General features: G+C 60.2%; 18 protein-coding genes and 1 pseudogene. 8 read left to right on the top strand and 11 right to left on the bottom strand.

Going from position 1 to position 20,015, the window contains the following annotated elements:
- Positions 1–4: 4 nt before the first annotated feature.
- The 6 genes from HV822_RS01955 to HV822_RS01930 form a co-directional block, all read right to left on the bottom strand.
- Positions 5–976, bottom strand: coding sequence for a hypothetical protein (locus HV822_RS01955; RefSeq protein WP_238871989.1), 972 nt, complete (start codon positions 974–976; stop codon positions 5–7).
- A 75-nt stretch (positions 977–1,051) separates the two neighbouring features.
- Complete coding sequence (locus tag HV822_RS01950; RefSeq protein ID WP_238871988.1) at positions 1,052–2,023, bottom strand: DUF6708 domain-containing protein; 972 nt, start codon at positions 2,021–2,023, stop codon at positions 1,052–1,054.
- A gap of 2 nt (positions 2,024–2,025) precedes the next feature.
- Positions 2,026–4,914, bottom strand: a complete 2,889-nt coding sequence (locus HV822_RS01945) for a toxin VasX (protein ID WP_238871987.1) — start codon at positions 4,912–4,914, stop codon at positions 2,026–2,028.
- Positions 4,911–5,474 carry a DUF4123 domain-containing protein gene (locus tag HV822_RS01940; RefSeq protein ID WP_238871986.1) on the bottom strand — a complete coding sequence of 188 codons (564 nt, stop codon included), beginning with the start codon at positions 5,472–5,474 and terminating at the stop codon, positions 4,911–4,913. The genes HV822_RS01945 and HV822_RS01940 overlap by 4 nt, the downstream gene beginning before the upstream one ends.
- Positions 5,464–7,524 carry a type VI secretion system Vgr family protein gene (gene tssI, locus HV822_RS01935; RefSeq protein WP_238871985.1) on the bottom strand — a complete coding sequence of 687 codons (2,061 nt, stop codon included), beginning with the start codon at positions 7,522–7,524 and terminating at the stop codon, positions 5,464–5,466. The genes HV822_RS01940 and tssI overlap by 11 nt, the downstream gene beginning before the upstream one ends.
- A gap of 121 nt (positions 7,525–7,645) precedes the next feature.
- Positions 7,646–7,930: an antibiotic biosynthesis monooxygenase family protein gene (locus HV822_RS01930; RefSeq protein ID WP_238871984.1), complete on the bottom strand. Its 285-nt coding sequence runs from the start codon at positions 7,928–7,930 to the stop codon at positions 7,646–7,648.
- Between the two features lie 125 nt (positions 7,931–8,055).
- On the opposite strand from HV822_RS01930, the gene tusA reads away from it, so the two are divergent.
- Entirely contained in the window at positions 8,056–8,292 is a 237-nt protein-coding gene (gene tusA / locus HV822_RS01925) for a sulfurtransferase TusA (RefSeq protein ID WP_238871983.1), read from the top strand.
- 7 nt (positions 8,293–8,299) lie between these two features.
- Here the strand turns inward: tusA and HV822_RS01920 are convergent, their stop codons facing one another.
- Entirely contained in the window at positions 8,300–9,388 is a 1,089-nt protein-coding gene (locus HV822_RS01920; RefSeq protein ID WP_238871982.1) for a DUF3080 family protein, read from the bottom strand.
- A gap of 25 nt (positions 9,389–9,413) precedes the next feature.
- Positions 9,414–10,820, bottom strand: a complete 1,407-nt coding sequence (locus tag HV822_RS01915) for an MATE family efflux transporter (RefSeq protein WP_238871981.1) — start codon at positions 10,818–10,820, stop codon at positions 9,414–9,416.
- Positions 10,821–10,905: 85 nt separating this feature from the next.
- Here HV822_RS01915 and HV822_RS01910 point away from each other — a divergent pair, with 85 nt between their 5' ends.
- On the top strand, positions 10,906–11,433 hold the full coding sequence (locus HV822_RS01910) for an elongation factor P hydroxylase (RefSeq protein WP_238871980.1): 528 nt from the start codon (positions 10,906–10,908) through the stop codon (positions 11,431–11,433).
- 3 nt (positions 11,434–11,436) lie between these two features.
- On the opposite strand, the gene HV822_RS01905 is transcribed toward HV822_RS01910, so the two are convergent.
- Positions 11,437–12,336, bottom strand: coding sequence for an alpha/beta fold hydrolase (locus HV822_RS01905; protein ID WP_238871979.1), 900 nt, complete (start codon positions 12,334–12,336; stop codon positions 11,437–11,439).
- A gap of 449 nt (positions 12,337–12,785) precedes the next feature.
- Here HV822_RS01905 and pdxB point away from each other — a divergent pair, with 449 nt between their 5' ends.
- Positions 12,786–13,925 (top strand): 4-phosphoerythronate dehydrogenase PdxB, encoded by a 1,140-nt coding sequence (gene pdxB / locus HV822_RS01900; RefSeq protein ID WP_238871978.1) that lies wholly within the window; start codon positions 12,786–12,788, stop codon positions 13,923–13,925.
- Here the strand turns inward: pdxB and HV822_RS01895 are convergent.
- Positions 13,915–14,103, bottom strand: coding sequence for a PA1571 family protein (locus tag HV822_RS01895; RefSeq protein WP_238871977.1), 189 nt, complete (start codon positions 14,101–14,103; stop codon positions 13,915–13,917). The genes pdxB and HV822_RS01895 overlap by 11 nt on opposite strands.
- A 65-nt stretch (positions 14,104–14,168) precedes the next feature.
- Here HV822_RS01895 and HV822_RS01890 point away from each other — a divergent pair, with 65 nt between their 5' ends.
- From HV822_RS01890 to HV822_RS01875, 4 genes are all read left to right on the top strand, one after another.
- Entirely contained in the window at positions 14,169–15,317 is a 1,149-nt protein-coding gene (locus HV822_RS01890; RefSeq protein WP_238871976.1) for an ATP-NAD kinase family protein, read from the top strand.
- A 540-nt stretch (positions 15,318–15,857) separates the two neighbouring features.
- Complete coding sequence (locus HV822_RS01885; RefSeq protein ID WP_238871975.1) at positions 15,858–16,904, top strand: LPO_1073/Vpar_1526 family protein; 1,047 nt, start codon at positions 15,858–15,860, stop codon at positions 16,902–16,904.
- Positions 16,905–17,047: 143 nt separating this feature from the next.
- Positions 17,048–17,554 (top strand): hypothetical protein, encoded by a 507-nt coding sequence (locus HV822_RS01880; RefSeq protein ID WP_238871974.1) that lies wholly within the window; start codon positions 17,048–17,050, stop codon positions 17,552–17,554.
- A 23-nt stretch (positions 17,555–17,577) separates the two neighbouring features.
- Complete coding sequence (locus HV822_RS01875) at positions 17,578–17,946, top strand: hypothetical protein (protein ID WP_238871973.1); 369 nt, start codon at positions 17,578–17,580, stop codon at positions 17,944–17,946.
- Between the two features lie 272 nt (positions 17,947–18,218).
- On the opposite strand, the gene HV822_RS01870 is transcribed toward HV822_RS01875, so the two are convergent.
- Entirely contained in the window at positions 18,219–19,433 is a 1,215-nt protein-coding gene (locus HV822_RS01870; RefSeq protein WP_238871972.1) for an MFS transporter, read from the bottom strand.
- A gap of 184 nt (positions 19,434–19,617) precedes the next feature.
- Between HV822_RS01870 and HV822_RS01865 the strand changes: the two are divergent.
- Positions 19,618–19,970: pseudogene (locus HV822_RS01865) on the top strand (glyoxalase superfamily protein).
- Positions 19,971–20,015 lie beyond the last annotated feature (45 nt).

Raw genomic sequence — 20,015 nt, 5'->3', positions numbered from 1 at the left:
ATGCTCACTCAGCCTGCCCAGCCTGCCCAGCCTGCCCAGCCTGCTCCAGATCGACCAGGCGGGTGGTGGGGCCGTTGGGGTCAAGGCGTTCGCGGATTAGCTTGGGCCACTGGCTGCGGGAGCGGCGTTTGGCGATGGCGTAGGTGAAGTTTTGGGTGGCGTGCATGGGCAAGAAAACGATACTGCCCAGCAGCAATACAAGGTCAATTCCACTGAGAAAATTACGTCCGTTGTTGGCTTTGTATGCTTCTTTTATCAAGCCCCAATAAAGGCGCACGGACTGTCCCTTGCTGTTGCGCACTTCCTGTTGCATCTCGGCAAACTCGCGTGAATCGGAGTTGTTGCCCTGCTCATCAAAAAAGGGGCCGTTGTTCATATAGGCGCGCAGGTATTCCCAGAACCCCAGCTGCATCTCCAACCGCTTGCCCAGTGGCGACCCCAGGTTGATCAGTACCGTCTCCTTGGGGTGACCAAAGCGGTGTAACAGTGCCTCCAGTGCCGCATGGCCCATGCGGCCTGTATAGGGGCCTACGGTACTGACGCTGTAGGCTGCAGCGGCAATATCGTCCCAGGCGGTGTGGTACAGCTCGCCATCTTGCTCGAAATAGACTTCGCGGGTGCGGCGGTTAAACAGAATGGACAGGGGCATGGGATGGAGGATCTCCCAGAGGAAAACGGGCACAAAGCAGGCGACGGCTATGAGCGCGTTTATAACTGCAGAGTCAGGGTAGCCATTCCATAGATCTAGCAGTGCGAGAAAACCAAAGAAAGCTGCTCCCATTCCGCCCAACATCCCAGTCAACATACCTCGATACGCGCTGTCACCATGCTCAATCGAGAGATAGTGTTCGGTTTGCTCTTCCACCTCAGGCATGCACATCAAGGGCGCACCGGTGGGCTGGTCGGCCTGCAGCGGATGGGCGTCCAGCGCTTTGGCCAGACGTTGGGCGAGGGGGTGGGGGCGTGGTGTGGTCATGGCAAGCTTATATCTATGTCAATGGCGGGCAGGTATAGCTGCTCGCTGGGTGGCCAGCGCGGCTTGGTACCATGCTCACTCAGCCTGCCCAGCCTGCCCAGCCTGCCCAGCCTGCTCCAGATCGACCAGGCGGGTGGTGGGGCCGTTGGGGTCAAGGCGTTCGCGGATCAGCTTGGGCCACTGGCTGCGGGAGCGGCGTTTGGCGATGGCGTAGGTGAAGTTTTGGGTGGCGTTCATCGGCAAGAGCATCACTCCACCTAATAACAATACAAGGTCAATTCCACTGAGGTAGTTGCGACCGTTATTGGTTTTGTATTCTTCCTTTATCTCGCTCAAGGCGAGACGTATATGTTGCCCTTTACTGTTTCGCACCTGCTGCTGAATCTCGACAAACTCGCGTGAATCGGAGTTATTGCCGTGCTCATCAAAAAAGGGGCCGTTGTTCATATAGGCGCGCAGGTATTCCCAGAAACCGAGCTGCATCTCCAGCCGCTTGCCCAGTGGCGAACCCAGATTGATCAGTACCGTCTCCTTGGGGTGACCAAAGCGGTGTAACAGTGCTTCCAGTGCCGCATGGCCCATGCGGCCTGTATAGGGGCCTACGGTACTGACGCTGTAGGCTGCAGCGGCAATATCGTCCCAGGCGGTGTGGTACAGCTCGCCATCTTGCTCGAAATAGACTTCGCGGGTGCGGCGGTTAAACAGAATGGGCAGGGGCATGGGATGGAGGATCTCCCAGAGGAAGACGGGTACAAAGCAGACGACGGCTATGAGCGCGTTGATAACTGCAGAGTCAGGGTGCCCATCCCAAAGGTCCAACAGTGCCAGAAAGCCAAAGAAAGCCGTTCCCATGCCCCCCAGCGCTCCGGTCAGCATGCCTCGGTCTGCGCTGTCACCATGCTCAATCGATAGATAGTGTTCGGTTTGCTCTTCCACCTCAGGCATGCACATCAAGGGCGCACCGGTGGGCTGGTCGGCCTGCAGCGGATGGGCGTCCAGCGCTTTAGCCAAGCGTTGGGCGAGGGGGTGGGGGCGTGGTGTGGTCATGGTTAGCTTATATCTATGTCAATGGCGGGCAGGTATAGCTCTTCGATGGGTTGATACGTAAGGCTGCCGCGTATGGCAACCAGACGCGCGCCGTTGGTCTCGTGGTAGGCGCGGCACAGTCGCAGGCCGTTGGCGGACGCTGGCGCAGGGTTACTGATGTCCGGATAGAAGGGCAGTGTGTCGTTCTCACACCATGCCAACCGCAGGCATTGGGCGCTGCCGCCCAGGCCAAACAGCCCGGAGCTGTATTGCCAGTGCTCCGTGCCTTCAAAACTGACCATGCCCTGACGGTATTCTCGCTGGCCGGGCAACTCCAGCACCAGACGCAACTCTTCAACCAGCTGCCCTGTGCGTGGGTTGATGTCGTGCCAGCGTTCCAGTTTGAGGCTGACCGGCAACACAATCTGATATAGCTGCTGCAAGGTTTTTGTCAGATTCCCGCTCCAAGTGGCTGGGCGCGTACCGCAAAAGAGTTGCTTGAGCCACTGTTCCAGCGGTTCGTCTTCGGTAAAAAACAGCCCCACTAAGCCCACCAGAATGGTGGCAGCAAGCCCCACCAGGGTAAGGCGCAGGGGCAGTGACAGTACCCGAACCCCGGTGAGAAGCGCCTGCGCCTCGCCGGCCAGCACCGCAGCGCGGGCGATGTGCAAGGCGCGCACGGCTTTCAACGACGCGCCGGTCAATGCAAGGTTGGCGCTGGTCAGGCCAACGTAAACTCCTGCGCTATCCAAGTCTCCTAGACGGTAGGCTATCAGGGCCTTCCAGCCGAAATAAAATACATCTAGACCGGCTGCGAGGGCTTGGAATAGCATGGCAGCCCAGCTCAAACCTAGAGCACGAACCAAGGATTGTTGGGCGAGTGGACTAAAGTGTCCTGCATTCGCCACGCGCGTTTCCCATCTCACCTCGGCGAGCTGTTGTAGCACTGCCGTTGAGGCAGAGACTGTGGTCCAGAATGCGCTACCGGCCGCGATACGGTTGACTGCAGACCTCTCGCCCTGTGCGTGCAGCATGGCTTCCTTCAAGTTCCACACCGACACCAACGCAATCAGCGTTTTCAGCGGCGCCTCGTTAAGCAGGTCCCGTATGCTTGGCAGTTCAATACCTGTTGCATGGCCACCGAGGCGAGGTAGCGCCGGCGAAGCGCTGATTGCTGGGGCCGGGCGCGCAGGGCTGGGTGGCGTAACCTGGCCTGGCGCGGTGCTGGGCGCGGTGGTGGAAACCGTGGGTTTGGGTACCAAGTGCAGTAATGGCACCGCTCGTTTTACCTCAGATGACAGCCGGTTTTTGACAGCAGCACTCACCGCGGCGGCAGCGGTGCCTTGCTCAGCGTGGCGCTGTTGGCGCTCCAGGCGGGCTCTCTCTTTTTCCAGTCTGCGTTTCTGGTTGTTGTTGTGCGCGGTCCCTAGCTGCTCGCTGACCCAGCGCATGGCCTCCTCTGGCGTTAGCCGAGTGGCGTCAAAGCGTTGCTTGCTGCGCGCCAGCATGGCAATCATCAGGATGTAGGTTTGCTGATGTATCTGTTCACTCAGCGATGCCAGGCGGCCACCGATGACGGTGGATACGGCGGCAAACAGGGGCTCACCACCGCCTGCCAGTGGCAGTTTCTCCAGGTTGTCTGCGCCCAGGTTGAGCGCCGCTGCCAGCGCGGAGATCCGTGCCCAGCGGGCCGCCGCCTCGCCTGCATCTTCCGTTACCGTTGGCAGGCTGTCAGGCAGCGACAAGATGCGCTGCAAATGGCCGCCATCCAGCCGGTCTTTTACCCCCAGTACGGCCCAGAGCAGCCAGGGCTGACCTTTTACCTGCTCCAGATCCAGCGCCCTTTCTATCACCTTGACGCCGGGTGACGTGGCTGCCGGGCCCAGGCAGGCGGCGGCAAAGCTGACCTCCAGCATCTCGCGGGTGGCGGGCAGCCGGATGTCGAAGCTTTCACAAGCGCTTTCCAGGCTCGCGGCGGTGCTCCCCTCAAAGGTCTCAAACCAGGCGGCCCAGATGTCTGCCAGGCGCAGGATGTCCGTTGCATGCGCGCTGGTCTCGCGTTCTTGCTCGCGCAGTGCGCGTTGCAATAACGATTGATCGATGCTGGACGCTATCTGCTGGCGAATTTTTGTATCACTCTCGCCCATCGACTGCACGATAGCGGCAATAGACCATTCGTCGCGGTGTGCGCTGAGCTTTTCAAAGGCATGGTTGCGGGCGCGTATCAAACCGGCCGTGTCTATGAGCACGCCCCAGGGGTCATCGACCAGCGCGAAGTGCTGTTGTTCACAGCGCCGCATGCGCTTGAGCGGCGGGTCTTCAAGTAGCCAGTAGGACGGATCTGGTGCGCAGCTCCAGCCAAAGTTTTCCGGCTTTACATCGCCAATTTCCGGGTGCAACACCTGCACCTGCCCGCTAAAAGGTGGGGCGCCGGGCGTCAGCTCGCGCATCATGCGCTGCCGCAAGGCGGGCTCCTGCTCAATGCGACCAAAACAGTCGTCGGACCAAGCGCAGGGCGACCAGCTAAGCCTTACCGGGGCGCCGGCAGCGAGCATCAGGTAGGCGCTCGCTGCCTGGCCCTTCAGCCCGTCGCCACGATCGGTCATGTTGAGCCGCGCGCTTTCAACACGGTATTCACTCAACTCCTGCAAGGTTTCATCCCACAGGTACAGATAGCCGTCGCGCAACATCCGAGGTATGTAGCCCAGAGGCGCGTCTTGCAGTTGTGGGTGATCTGGCCCCAAGTCAGGAAAGTTGCCATTGAGTTCCGGTAGCCCCAGCGTTGCCCCATTCAGGCTACTGGGGTGACGCGGGTCTACCGGGCCGATGGCGTAGCGCACCGGCAGCACGGCAGCGAGCAGGGGGCAGGCGGCAGGTTGCAGACCTTCCGGGTGGGCGGCTGGCTGGGTCATGGGTGGCTTGGCTCCGGGGCGGCGTAGGGTTGGGCGAGGGCGGTGAGCAGTGGCCAGTCGAGCCTGACCTGGGCGTTGAGCGTGCTGGCGGGGGGTGTGCAGTCTTGCTCGGGCGCATCGTTCTGCCATGCCTGTAGCGGGCCATTGGCGCTGCCCAGCCAGATTTCGCTGACGCCATGCCAGAAGCCGGTCGGCCAGTGCTGACTGGTTTGCCAGGCGTTCAGCAGGGGGCGTGCGTCAGCCAGGCGCAGCCAAAACTCTCGACCATCCGGTGAGCGCACCCGGAGACGGCGGCGCAAGCTGCTGGCCAGTTCATCAGGCTGCAGGCAGGTACGTAGCCAGACGCTGTGCTGCAGGCCTGGCTGGCCCTGGGACCAGGCGGTGTGTAGCGGGCTATCTGGGTCGGCATCGAGCAGAATCGGGCCGATGTCGGCCAGGGCGGCATAGGCGGTGCCCTGTAGTAACGGAAACAGGCTGTGTTCGGGATATTCACTGGCAAGCCAGATCAGCGCTTGCCGACGCGATGCGCCGTCAAACAGCAGAGCGCCGTTACTGTTCATGCGTTGCTCCGTCGGCTTGGGCGGCCTCGCAGACCTCGCACAAGCCACTGAGTGCCTGTAGAAATACCCGCCGTTGTTTGATTAGTGCTTCCAGCGGTTGCCCTGCTGTGGCTGCATCGGCTTGGACCACATCACCCGGCAGGATGAGCGCAGCCGCTGTGCCCCTGCCGGGGCTGCCGCCGGTGTTTACCCGGATACTGGGACCGCTGATGGTGACGCCGCTGGGGTCGATCTTGATAAAGCTGCCGCCGGCCTTGAGGGTGATTTCCATGCCGGCGTCGATCACGATCTTGCGGCCGCTGGCCAGGTGAATTTCCTGTCCGGCTTCGGTCAGCTGACGCTGGCCGATGCGGGTGTGCTGGCTCTCGGTAATCGTCAGATGGTCGTTGGCCTTGAGTTCGGTAAGGCGGTTGGCGTGGACGGTGCGATGTACCTCGGCCAGGTGCTCGCTGTAGTGGTTGGCGACGATGTGGTCGTGCCGTTCATTGCCCACATGCAGGCGTTGATCGTGCTCGATGCGCTGGTCCCAGTCGCGCTGGGCGTGCAGGTAGATCTGTTCGGCACCCTTCTTGTCTTCAATACGTAGCTCGTTGTAGCCCTCGCCGCCGGGGGAGCTGAGGCTTTTGAAGGTGCTGCGGGTCTTGTGGGCAGGCAGATCCACCGGGGGCACGTGTTCGGCGTGGTACAGGCAGCCGGTGATCAAGGGCTGATCCGGGTCGCCTTCAAGAAAGCTCACCAGCACTTCCATGCCAACCCTGGGAATGGCCAGGGCGCCGTAGCGGTCGCCGGCCCAGCCGGTGGCAACCCGCAGCCAGCAACTGGTGGTGTCGTCGGCCTGGCCTTCGCGGTCCCAGTGAAACTGCACCTTCACGCGGCCGTGCGGGTCGCAGTGAATCTCTTCGCCCTCTGGCCCGGTAACTACCGCACTTTGACTGCCGGCGATGCGCGGCTTGCGGTGCTCCAGTGCGGGGCGCCAGATGGCTTGCCAGGGGGTGGCGATAAAGCGGTTGCGGTAGCCTTGAGTAAAGCCGTCTTGCTTGCTGGTGTCACTGGTGACGGCTTCTTCCAGCACCTGCGGTTGCTTGCCCTGATGCTCAATGCTGGTAAGCAACCAGAGGTCGTTCCAGTCATCACGCAGGTGGCCGGTCAGCGGTAGAAAATAGCCGCTGCGCAGGCCAGGCTGATCGCTCTCACCGTTAGCCTGCAATTGATGGCTACGGTGGCGCTGCAGATGGATGCGGCTAAGATGCTTGCCGCGTTCGCGGTCGCTAAAGCGCCCGGGATAGTCGTAGTCTTCCAGTGCCGGCTGGGGCGCGCCATCTTCCAGCCGGGCCTCGGCTTCCATGTGCAGACGCGGCTTCAGAAAGTCGTAATCGCGGCGGGCGACCCGATCAGGCCGGGTGGCGGCAGTCAGGCTGAAGCGTTTGACTACGGGTTGATCTGCCACCAGGCCGGTGCCCTGGCTGTAGCCGATCTCGGGCAGGCGTGCAAAGCAGGTCTGATCGTCACCAAACACCAGGGTATGGCCGTCACGTTGGTGCTCAAAGTGAAAGTGCAGCCCTTCCTCCTCGCACAGGCGCTGGATAAAGTGCAGATCACTCTCATCGTATTGGGTGCAGTAGCGGCGCGCGGGCAGCGGCGTATTGACGGTGAAGCGATAGGCGTCGCTGTGGATACCGTGCTCCTGCAGCACAGCCGCAATGATCTCGGCGGCGCTGCGGTGCTGAAAGATTCGCTGGTTGATGCGGTGCTGCAGGTACCCCAACTGCGGCTGCAGGCGCAGCTGATAGCGCGTCAGCCGGCGACCGGACTCGCCCTGGGTGAGCTGATCGATAAAGCCGTGAAAGCCGCTACCGGCACCGGTATCCAGCCAGGCTGGCAGGTGCAGCAGGCTTGAGAGGTCAATATCCGGACGTTCGCTGACCAGCGTCAGCAGCACCGCATAGGGCTGGTTGAGCGCCTCACGGGCAGTGAACTCCAACACTTTGAAGTCATGTGCGGCGCCGTCAATTTCGAGGCTGAAGTGCGCCTGATTGGCGGGGGAGAACATCCGTTGTTCCTCGGCAGATAATGCGTGAGCTGAGGTTACGGATTACGCTAGGGTTTGGCAGGGGCCGACCCGGCAAAAGGCGATGCAGTGCGCATTTTGCCGGGCAATAACCTGCAGGGACTTACAACGGTTCCAGCAGGCTGATCTTTTCTTCTTCCAGCAGAATCGGCGCAAAGCCGCTGATGCTGTCGCGGCGGGCTTCGGAGTCTTCCCAGCGCTGCCAAGAGTGCATGTTCTGCCAGGTGACCATGATGATGCGGCGGTTGGGCTGCTCCATATCACGGAATGATTCGCCTGAAATAAAGCCGGGGGACTGCACGGCCGCAGAGAGCACGCGGCGGGCTACGTCTTCGTAGGGTTGTTCCAGACCTTCTGCAATTACACGTTCAATCAACACTTTGATCATCTTGCTTCCTTACCCGGCAGGGGGTGTTGTGACTCTAACTCCAGTGTCGGCCGCCGCCGTGCGTCTGGCAAGCCCGGGATGATTGCGGGATAATCGCCAGCTTGTTGATTCAGCCGAGCCTTGTCATGTCCGATTCTGCCGCTACGACCCTGGATACCCGTGGGCTGACCTGCCCGGAGCCGGTCATGATGCTGCACAACGCCGTGCGCGATGTGGCTGCCGGTGAGCTGGTACAGGTGCTGGCCACCGACCCTTCTACCCAGCGCGATATTCCGCGTTTTTGCAGTTTTCTCGGCCATGAGTTGCTGGAGCAGCACGAGGCCGACGGCATCTTTCATTACCTGATTCGCAAGGCGGACTGAGGCCGAATCAGTCTGCGTTGCCCTGATCTCTTTGCTCCCAGCCTGCTTGCCCCGGCTGTGACTGGCACGCGCCCAGTTGCTGCTGCCAGGCGTCGGTGTGGGCGCTGAGCGCGGCCTGGTATTGCTCCCAGAGACTCTGCGGTGTGCCCGCCAGCCGATCCAGCGCAGCCGCGGTGGCGGGCGGTATGCCGGGCACCGCCCTCAGCGCGATGATGGATTCTGACCAGGGCTGCCCCAGGCGCTGCAGCTGCGCCAGGTACGGCTGTATCTCGCCCGCATAGAACTGCACAAACACATTGAGCAGCACCTTGGAGCGCGTCGACGGCGTGCCCATGGGGCACAGGTAGCGCGCCGGCTGGGCCTGCAGCATGGCAGTGGCCTGTTGCAGGCCGTGACGGGTCTGGGCAAGGGCAGTGATCAACTGGCTGCCGTTGGGGCTGCGCTGCAGAGTTTGCAGGGGCTGCTCGATTCTCTCCAGTGCTGGCGGTAGCTGCACTGGCAGGCCGACACCGATGGCGGTCAATTGCTGCAGCGCGGCAAGCGCGGCGGTGTCATCCAGCGGCTGCTCCTGCACGGGTAACGGCGTATCGGCAAAGCGCAGATAGCCGGCCAACTCGCTACTGGTATTGATGGTGTTCCAGTAGACCTGCGGCAACTGGCTGCGCTTGCGCTCGGCAATGGCGCTCAGCTCGTTGCGCAGTCGTTGCTGGTCGGGTTCGCTCAGGGTGCCAAGGCACTGCTCCATGGCGCGCAGCAGCTCACCTTCATAGGCTAGGCGGCTGCTCCAGGGCATTACCTTGCCCAGCACGCTGTTGCGCTCGGCCACACGCTGTTGCAGCGGCCGACAGGGGTTCACGTCTACCAGTAGCTCCAAAAGGCCGATGCGCTCTGACGGGATGCTGTACAGGCTGTCGCGGCGCTCGGGCAGGCGGTAGCGGCTGAGGCTGTCGGCGGGAAAGGGCTGCCAGTCTTGCCGCAGCACCCGGGCCAGGCGATCCAGGTAATTGTCCATCTGCTGCTCGGCAGCCGGTTGCGGTTGGCAGCCGGTCAGCAGCAGCGTGCTCAGCAGGGTGAAAAAAAAGGTGGCCAGGCGCATGGGCAGAGTATAGAGAAGCTCGGCCTTAAAGGTCCGTCTGTCGTTGCGCCAGGCCGTTTTGCAGGTCGGGTTTGCGGCTGACCGCACGCAAACGCAAACCCAGAAACAGCGCTGCGCTGCTCAAGCCCACAATCAGGCCCAGCCAGAAGCCAGCCGGCCCGCGCGCCGGGCCCAGCCAGTCGGTCAGTCCCAGAATGCAGCCGGTAGGCAGGCCGATCAGCCAGTAGGCAATCATGGTCAGCAGCATTGGCAGCCGGGTGTCCTGAAAACCTCGCAGCGCGCCGGCGCAGGCAACCTGAATGGCGTCCGAGAATTGATACAACGCGGCCAGTGCCAGCAGGCTGGCGGCCAGGCTGATGACGTCGCGGTCCTGGGTGTAGATCTGCGGAATCTGCTGCGCCAGGGTGTACATCGCGGTCGCGGCCAGTGCGGCAAACACCAGCGCCAAGACCAGCCCCACCTTGGTCGCCAGCATGGCATCGCGGGCGCCGCTGCGGCCCAGGTTGTGGCCCACGCGCACGGTGATGGCCAGGCCCAGGCTGAAGGGCACCATAAACACCAGCGAGGAGAAGTTGATGGTGACCTGATGCGAGGCCACCACCACCGCACCCAGGCTGCCGATCAACAGGGCAATCACAGCGAACATGCTGGTCTCAGCAAATAGCGCAATACCGATGGGAAAGCCCAGGCCGATCAGCTCGCCCTGGGTGCGCGCGTGTGGCCAGTCAAAGCGCTCGAACAGCCCGCAGGGTTGATAAAGGCGCGCGCGCTTGAGGTGAAACAGCATGCAGCCCAGCATCGCCCACATCACCAGTGCGGTAGCGACGCCGCAGCCCACGGCGCCCATGGCCGGAAAGCCGAACTTGCCGTACACCAGCACGTAGTTGGCTGGTACGTTGATCGCCAACCCGATAAAGCCAATCAGCATGGCCGGTTTGGTGCGCGACAGGCCATCGGTCAGCCCGCGCAGGGCCAGCATCAGTCCCACCGCAGGGAAGCCCAACGAGATTGCCAGGAGGTAATCCAGCGTGACCGGCACCAACTGCGATTCGACCTTCATCCACACCAGTACCGGCTGCATCAGGTTGAGAAACACTAGACACAGCAGCCCGAGGATCAGCCCGAGCCAGGCACCCTGACGCACCAGTGCGCCGGTCTCGCTGACGCGCCCGGCACCGCTGGCAGCGGCCACCTTGGAGGTGAGGATCATCATCACCCCGGTCAGAAACAGCAGGGTAGGAATCCAGAACGAGTTGCCCAGTGCTACGGCGGCCAGCGCTTCGGCACTGACGCGCCCTGCCATGGCGGTGTCGACAAAGCCCAGCAGGGTGTGCGCCATTTGCGCAGCGATGATCGGCAGCACCAGCACAATCAATGCCCGCAGCTCTGTTACAATGCGCGCCCTGGCGGGTTGGGGAGGTGTCTGGTTCATGTGTTGACTGGCTGCCGAGAAAAACCGCCCATGCTAGCAATTTAGCCGTTATTGTCCAGCCAACTTTTTATTCGTACTCAGCCCCATGCCGCATCACTATCAGGATTTGATCACGCTGTTTGATGACTGCTTTCTGGCGGACTACAACACCTGCCTGCGCGGCGGCTACCCGGAGCCGGAATACCTGCCCGCCGATGCTAGCGAACCGCATCACCGTATTCTCTTTACCCGTGATTATTTCCGCAGCGCGCTGCATGAGGTGGCACACTGGTGTGTGGCCGGGCCCGAGCGCCGGCTGTTGCCGGACTTTGGTTACTGGTATGCGCCGGATGGCCGCAGCGCCGAGCAGCAGCGCACCTTTGAGCAGGTAGAGGTAAAGCCCCAGGCGCTGGAGCTGATTTTCTGTCTGGCCGCCGGCCATCGCTTTGATGTGAGCACCGACAACCTCAGTGGCGAGGCCACCGACCCGGCGCCGTTTCGCGCCCGCGTGCGCGAGCAGGCCCGAGCCTATCTCAGCGGTGGGCTGGGCGAGCGCCCGCAGCGTTACAGTGCCGCGCTGCTCGCCCATTACCGTCCCGGCGTAGCCTGGTCTGCCTTGCTGGACGAGGTCTGAGCCTCATACCGGTAACGGCACCACCCGCGCCCCGCCGATACTGCTGATGCGCTCGGCCGGCTCCGCGCCGGTGCCCAGGCTGGGCGCCAGATAACCCAGCACCGCATCACGGGTTTGCGCCCAGGCCTCGCGGCTTTCCATATCCAGAAAATGCCCTGCGCCGCGTACGGTGGCAAAGCGGCAATGGCGGATATAGCGATTGAAATGCCGCGCATCCTCCGGGCTGGTGTAGCGGTCCAGATCCCCGTTGACGAACAGAATCGGCGTCTCGATATCGGCGCTGCCGCGCAGATAGCAGCGGGTGTCCTGGGTCAGCACCTGGCTCACATGAAAGGCCATCTGGTGATACTCGTGCTCGTCCAGGCTGACGATATGCCGAAAGTTGAAGCGCTTGACCAGCGACGGCAGATGCTCACCGATGGTGCTGTTGAGCAACTCGCCCAGCTCGCGGCGCTCGCAGTTGAGCAGCAGATCGATGCCGCGCTCCAGATAGTCGCGCATCGCCGAGTTGATCAGCGGCGAGAACGCCAGCACCACCGCCTTGCGGATACGTGCCGGGCGCTGCGCCAGGGCCAGCAGGGCAGAAGCGCCGCCCCAGGAAAAGGACATCAGGTGATCGGCCCGGTAGCGCTCGATCAGCTCCAGCAGGATGCTCGCCTCCTGCTCCTTGGTAATCGGTCGGCGATTGCTGTTGTACTGCTTGGACTGTCCCGCGTAGGGCTCATCAAACAGCACCACATTAAAGTGCGGCTGCAGGTAGCGCACGGTCTGGGCGAAGGCGGCCGTGGTGGCCAGCGAACCATTGACCAGAATCACCGTGCCTTGCGGCGCCGGGCTGCTGTAGTAGTGGGTGTGGACGCGCAAGCCGCCCAGGGTTTCCACAACGTCGTGTTCTGCTTTCATATTCCCTGTCTCCAGTGTTGGCGTGGCTCGACCCGGCGGACGAGCGATACAGGGCAGTGCAGGCAAAGGGCCTTGGCGCAAACGCAGAAGGTCGCCGGGCGCACAGCGGCAGCGCCGGAAATTGAGCATTGTTGTGGTGGCGACAGGGTGGTGAGGACAGTCCCGGGCGCGGCGCAGTGGGCGGTGCGCGGTGCGTTCCGGTACTCAGGCAGGTCCTGCAAAAACGAGGGTGTCCCTCGAAAAAACGCTTGGAATGGTTATCGGACTGAAAAGTCACATCCAGACTCTGACTTGCAGTTAAGCAGCGCCGCTGTCTCGACGCAAGGGTGATGTTGCATCAATGCGACAAACTGCATTTGCTCTGCGGAGACACTGTCAGCGCCACCCGGCTGGACAGCGCGCATCGCCCCCTCGACAATGGCCCATCATGCCTGCTCAAGTGACCTTTCATGCATATTGTTGCTGACGAAAACATCCCCCTGCTGGACGCCTTTTTTGCCCCGCTGGGCCGCATCACCCGTCTGCCCGGCCGGCAGATCAGCCACCAGGACCTGACCGCCGCCGACGCGCTCATCGTGCGCTCGGTCACCCGGGTAGACCCGCAACTGCTGGCGGGCACCCCGGTGCGCTTTGTCGGTACCTGCACCATCGGCACTGACCACCTGGACTTGCCCGGCCTGGACGCTGCCGGCGTCACCGTCGCCAGCGCGCCGGGCTGCAACGCCCGTGGCGTGGTGGAGTATGTACTCAGCTGTCTGCTGACCCTGAGTGAACGCACCGGGCTGGACTGGCGCACGCGCCGCGTGGGTATTGTCGGCGTGGGCGAGGTGGGCGGGCGCTTGGCGCAAACGCTCACCGCCCTTGGGGTTGATTGCCTGCTCTGCGACCCGCCGCGCGCTGCCCTTGGTGAGGGCGGCTTTGCGCCGCTGGATCAATTGCTCACCGAATGCGACGTCATCAGCTGTCACGTGCCCCTGACCCGCACTGGCGCCGATGCCACCTGGCACCTGCTGGATGCTGGCCGCCTGGTCGCCCTGCGCCCCGGCGCCTGGCTGATCAACAGCAGCCGTGGCCCGGTGATCGACAACCATGCGCTCAAGGCCGTACTGGCCGAGCGGCCTGATCTGCAGGTGGCGCTGGATGTCTGGGAGCAAGAGCCGCAAGTCGATTGCGAGCTGCTGCAACGCTGCGCGCTGGGCACCCCGCACATTGCCGGCTACAGCCTGGACGGTAAGCTGCGCGGCACCGAGCAGATCTACCGCGCCCTGTGCGCCAGCCTGGGCCAGAGCGCACCGCTCAGCCTCGACAGCCTGGCCCCTGAGGCCGGCAGGGCGCAACTGCAGTTTGCCGCCGGCACCCCGGCGCAATGGCTGCTCGAACGTTCACTCAGACAGGTTTACGATGTGCGCGATGACGACGCCCGCTTTCGTGCAGCCATGCTGCCGCTGGCCGGGCAGAGTACCGCTCAGGCGTTTGATGCACTGCGTAAGGGATACCCGCTGCGCCGCGAATGCCCCGAGGTTGAGGTGCGGCACAGCGAAGGTGAAGATGCGGCGGCGCTGCTGGCCGCCGCCGGATTCAGGCGCTGAAGCGCGGGCGCGCCGGCACCCACTGTTGTTCCAGCTCCTTGCAGGCCTGCTGGATCATCTGTTCGGTGATGGCAATCTCGCGGCCGTCTTCGTCGATTAGATGGCCGCCCACGCAATGGGACGGATGAATCAGGATGTCGGCACTTTCACGGCACGGTTTCAGAGCATGCACATTCATGGTTTTCTCCCAAGTTGATCGCCAGTTGCAGGCAGGATATGGCACTGGCATGACGGATTTGTGACATGACAAACAGCACACCCAACACCCGCTTCAGGCTCGGCCTGATCATCAACCCCCTGGCCGGCCTGGGTGGCCGCGCGGCCTTAAAGGGCTCGGACGGTGTTGCCGACGACGCCCTCGCCATGGGCGTCGAGCCACAGGCCCACAACCGCGTGCGCCAGACGCTGGAGCACCTGTTACCCCTGCGCGAGCGCTTGCAGATCCTCAGCGCCCCCGGCCCCATGGGCGCCGACCTGCTGGCAGACATGGGCTTTGATGCACAGGCGGTTGGTCAGCTGGCCAACCCGCCTCATACCAGCGCCGAAGACACCGAAACCATCGCAAAGCAGATGCACCAGCAAGGCGTCGATCTGCTGCTGTTTGCCGGCGGCGACGGCACCGCGCGCAACATCTGCAACCAGCTGGACAGCACTCAACTGGTGCTGGGCATTCCGGCCGGGGTAAAAATTCACTCCGGCGTTTACGCCGTTAACCCCCGCGCCGCTGGCGAGTTGGTTGCGCTGCTGGTGCAGGGCGAGCTGGTGCGCCTGCGTGAAGCCGACGTGCGCGACATTGACGAGCAGGCCTTTCGCAACGGCCAGGTGCGCACACGCCATTACGGTGAACTGGCCGTGCCGGAAGAGGGCCGCTTTGTGCAGCAGGTCAAACAGGGCGGCCGTGAAGTAGAGACCCTGGTGCTCGACGACATCGCCGCCGGCCTGCAGGAAGAGCAAGACGACAACACCAGCTGGATACTCGGTCCCGGCTCCACCACCCTCGGCCTGCTGGAAGCCATGGGGCTGGAAGGCACCCTGTTAGGCGTGGACGTGCTCAAGGATGGCGAGCTCATCCTGCGCGATGCCACCGAGCAGCAACTGTGGGAGCAGGTAGAGCAAGGCGGCGACTGGCGCATACTGGTCACCGCCATCGGCGGCCAGGGCCACATACTCGGGCGCGGTAACCAGCAACTGTCACCCCGCATCATCCGCGCCGTCGGGCTGGACAACCTGCTGGTGGTCGCCACCAAAACCAAACTCCGCAGCCTCGCCGGCCGCCCGTTTTTGGTGGACACCGGCGATAGCCAACTCGACACTGACCTCAGCGGCCTGCGCCGCGTCCTCAGCGGCTACCGCGAAGAGATGCTTTACCCCGTCAGCTGGAAGGCTGAATAACCTTCCAGCGTCTCTTTACCGCGCACCACAATAGCGCTAAGTTCAATGCAGGCATGACGCCAGCAACAGGACCAACGGATGGCCACCACCCCCGCAGCAATACCCAACCCCAACTCCCCCTCGCATCCTGACCCCGGCGTTCATGCGCTCGGCGCGGTCGCGCGCGTGCAGCTTGCTGTATGGGGCGGAAGTGATGATTGGCGTGAAAAAGAAGCGGTCAAGCGAATACGGGCTGTGTTGCCAAGGCGTTGTTTTTTTATGGATTTAGTTGGGCGAGAGGGCGTTGATATGCGGAAATCGCTGATATGCAATCATAAAGCCTTCGGTCCAATCAGCTGTTAAATCTTTAGGTGGAGAGGCAAGTGCTAGAGTACATAATCGATAACAAGGAATGGATTTTCAGTGGTATTGGAGTTGCTGTTATATCTTGGTTTCTCCTACGTAAATCTACCGGGTCAAACATGAGGCAGAAAGGTGGAAAGGGCTCCACTAATATCCAAGTAGGTGGTGATTTTTCAGTGTCACCTAAGGACGAAGATCATGGAGATAAATAAGACATCCCAAAAGGGTGGTGATCATTCCGTAAATGTCCAAGCAGAAAATCTTACAGTCAATGCAGGTCTTTCAATAGCCCACGTCAAAGAGATCGCTCTTGAGGTCTTTGAGGGAAATTTTTACAAGCTTGCAGGTATAGCCAAAGAAACGGCTGATGAAAGAGCAAAAGAGATAACTGACCAATTTCTAGAAGAACTTGCGAAAAAAAATCCAGAAGGTCTAAAAGCCTCAGAAGATCCTGATTTCCAGCATTCACTATTCCAAGCCCAAAAAGAATATGCGCGATGCGGAGATAAAGAGCTAGGAGATATTCTGGTAGACATATTGGTTGATCGTTCCAAAGAGGAGGAACGAAGTCTTCTGCAAGTTGTACTTAATGAATCTCTATCAATCGCTCCCAAATTAAATGCTACACAGCTGGATATTTTGTCCTGTTGTTTCAACTTCGCATACACAAGAAGGCTTAATATTCGAAATCCTCAGATGTTCGCCGATTACTTAAATAATGCAGTACTTATCTTCTCCGATGCGGTAGGCGAAAAAGACTCCAATTATCGGCATCTTGAGTATGTTGGTTGTGCATCAATAAGAACTGGTTCAAGAGATGTCGTAAATATCCTGATGCAAACTTACAAGGCTATATTCAGTAAGGGCTTTGAGCGTGACATGCTAAATGACATAGCTGAAAATGATCCTAATATTTGGAGCGTGGTCATTCCTAACCCTCACAATATCAATCTTTTCCAGGCTGGTGGTATGGACGACGAGGTGATAAAAACTATTTGTACCAGGAACGGTATTTCGGAGGAAGGCACAACCAAACTTATCCAGATAAATAATCAAAATATGATGAACAGAAAGGAAGCTACTGATTATCTTAAATCGATTTGCCCAAAATTTGAAAAATTCATTGAAGATGCAAGCAAGTCTGCGTTCAATAGCCTCGAATTGACAAGTGTTGGTATCGCCATTGCGCATGCCCATTCCCGAAAAAAGGCGGGGTTTGATGCAGATCTATCTATATGGATTTAACAAGCCGCTCAAATTCGTTTCGGCCACAAAAAAACGTGGCCTACACCGGACTCGCTAACGCTCGCCGTTTAGCGGGGCGGTTATGGCTCAAACATTGGCGATAGCTTACGAGTCAGCCTTTTGTTCACGGAAGTAGGGGCTAAATGAACATACTAGAGAATGAGTTTGCTGCTTATGGAAAGACTTTAGTAAAGATTCAGTATTTTGAAATCATTCTTAAAATCTGCATTTCTTTGTTTGACGCTGAGGCAAAGGCTCGACATTCTTCTATAAAGAACCTGAAAATAGAAGATGTTTTAAACTTGTCAGTTTCGTATAAACAGACTCTCGGAACCCTAATGGCTGCAATTAGGAAGGAAATACCCGTATTTGATACTGATGAGTTTTCGAAACTACTGGTTATGCGAAACACATTTGTTCACAATTTTCATAAAGAGTATATTTCCAGAGGGGTGGATGAAAAGGAACGCATGGCTTTTATTGAAGAGCTCTTTGAGCTAATAACTCGCTATACGGAAATATTCACTGGGCTGTTCGTGCATCTCGCCAGACATATTGCGAAGGAGAAAAACGGTACATTAAATTTGGCTGGACTGGAGGTGTCAGAAGATGAACTTTTAAAACACATCGTTAAGTCCATTTCGCCATAACACACACACTCTGGGGGCAGGTCTTGCCTTTTGCCTCTCGGCTGAAGGTGGCTGGCAAAAGCTCGGATAAGATCGGGCAGATAAAATTCACGCAGGCCAAAGCCATGGAATACATCCTCTTCATCCACAACAACACAGACCTGCCCGCCACGGCGCAGTGGGATGCTTTTTTTGCGGCGGCAAATCAGAGCGGGCTGTTTTTGGGTGGCAGCGAAATCGCAGGGGCTGCCCAGATCGGCAGCAAAGGTGTCCGCGCGACCACCGATAGCGTTGCGGGCTTTATGCGTTTTGAAGCGGAAGATGTAAGCGAGCTGCATCAATTATTAGCGTTGCACCCGGTGTACTTGCAGGGCGGGACGCTTGAGCTGTGTGCGATGCCACAATCGTCGTAATGCTATTGTGTGGCTGTTTCGCCCGGCGGATGCAGCCCGCGCCTTTTCCTTCCGTGGCTCAATGCCGTATGCCTCCGCTGCACTTCAGCAGACATGCTGATTTGGCCATGCGTTAGTTTTCGTGACGCCAGTTTTCGAGGCGCCGGAGCCCGTCTGGATCCTCGCCTGCGCGAGGATGACAGGTGTGTGGATACGCAATATGTGGGGTTAGATTAAGCTTACGCAAACTTCAGCAGGGCACGGGCCCCTTTGCGTTGCACCGGGTTATTTCGTCACTCAAGTTCATCCACCGCCACCTGATCCGGAAACCGGCTGATCAGCACTGCCAGCACAAAGCCCACGCTCAGCACTGCGATGGTGTAGCCGAAGGCGGCGACAAAGCCGCCGGTGGTTTCGATCAGCCAGCCGGCGATGGCCGGGCCAAGAAACTGGCCCACGGCGAAGAACAGGGTGGCAAAGCTGAAGGCGACGGGGATGTAGCGCGGGGCGACCTGTTCGGTGGCGCTGGTCTGCACCATGGAGAACACGCCGTTCACTGAAATCCCCATCAGCAGATAATGCACAAAGAAGTAGGGTAGGGACTGGTCGATCAGCGGCAGCGCCATGGCGCCGATCACCATCAGCAGCGACAGGGCCAGTGCGGTGCCGCGCCCGGTATAGTCCGACAGCCAGCCCCACACCGGCGAGGCGCCAATCGATAACAACCCCATAAGCGCCACGTAACGCCCGGCCACCGCAGCGCTGTGGCCGCTTTCTGCCATGTAGCTGACCATGAACACGGTTTGCACGATATAGCCCAGGCCCACGGCGCCGTAGGCGCAGGCGACGATTAGCACGCGCGGGTTGCGGTAGATGCGCTGTTTCTCCAGGGCTGAGAGTTTGCCGTTGCTGCTTTGTGCCGGTTGCGGCGGGTTACGGATATACAGGGCGATCAGCGCCGTGACCAGCAGCGCAACGACGGCAAACAGCCCCCAGCTGATGCGCCAGCCCTGGTTGCCAAACTGGGCCAGCAGGTAGGGCACCAGCATGCCGGTAATCAGTGTGCTAATGCCTACGCCACTGCTCATGCCGCCAATGGCCAGGCCGCGCCGCTCCGGGAACCAGGAGGCCAGCAGCGACACCATGGGGGCGAACACAAAGGCTGAGCCAAAGCCCAGTAGCCCCATCCAGAGCACCGCCAGCCAGAAGTTCGAGGCCCAGACCAGCCCGGTGAAGCCAAACAGTACGGTGAGCATGCCGAATAGAATCGATGCCTTGGCGCCCCAGCGAGCGGCCGCCAGCCCGCCGGCCAGCACAAAGCAGACATAGCTGAGCGCGGTCACGGTACTGAGCATGCCGGCCTGCTGATAGCTCAGGCCGAGGTCAGCGCGCATTGAGGGTAGAATCACGCCGTAGGCCAAGCGGCCAAAGCCAATCACGACCAGTGCGCTGAGCATGGCGCACAGCACGGTGATCAGCATGTTTGGGCGGTCGTGATGTTGCTGCATGGGGCGTCTCGTTTGGCAGGGGGCGCATACAGTGAACGTCAGGCTGAGCGCGAGCGCCATCAGGATAATGCGCGCTGTTGGTGGTGCATTCAGCGCGTTGCAGCGCTCCGTGCTCAAGCTGTCTGCTTGAGCGCAGGTTAAACTCTGGACTTTCTCAACAGGCGTTGCCAACAAGGCGCGGCTAATGGATTTTCAGACCATCCCGATTGTGCGCATTTTTGATGAACAGAAGGCGCGTGATTTTTACCTCGATTTTCTCGGCATGACTCTGGACACCGCTTTGAGCCGGGTTTGCCGATTTACATGCAGGTATCCAAGGGCAGTCTGGTACTGCATCTGAGCGAGCATTCTGGCGACTGCACGCCGGGCAGCAAGCTGTTTGTGAATGTGAGTGATGCACGCGCTTTGCTGGCCGAGTTGCAAGGCCGTGAGTATGCCTATTGCCGCCCCAGCCTGGAGGTGGCCGCCTGGGGAGACGAGGGCTTTGGTGTGGTTGATCCGTTTAGCAATCGTATTTGGTTTAACCAGATGGGCTGAGCGCTAAGGTGCGCCATTCTTGGTCTGCTGAATACCCCTGCATAG

The sequence above is a fragment of the Halopseudomonas maritima genome, from assembly GCF_021545785.1.
GTDB lineage: Bacteria > Pseudomonadota > Gammaproteobacteria > Pseudomonadales > Pseudomonadaceae > Halopseudomonas > Halopseudomonas maritima.
Note: the sequence above shows the minus strand (reverse complement) of the source record. Positions and strands in the feature narration are given on the sequence as shown.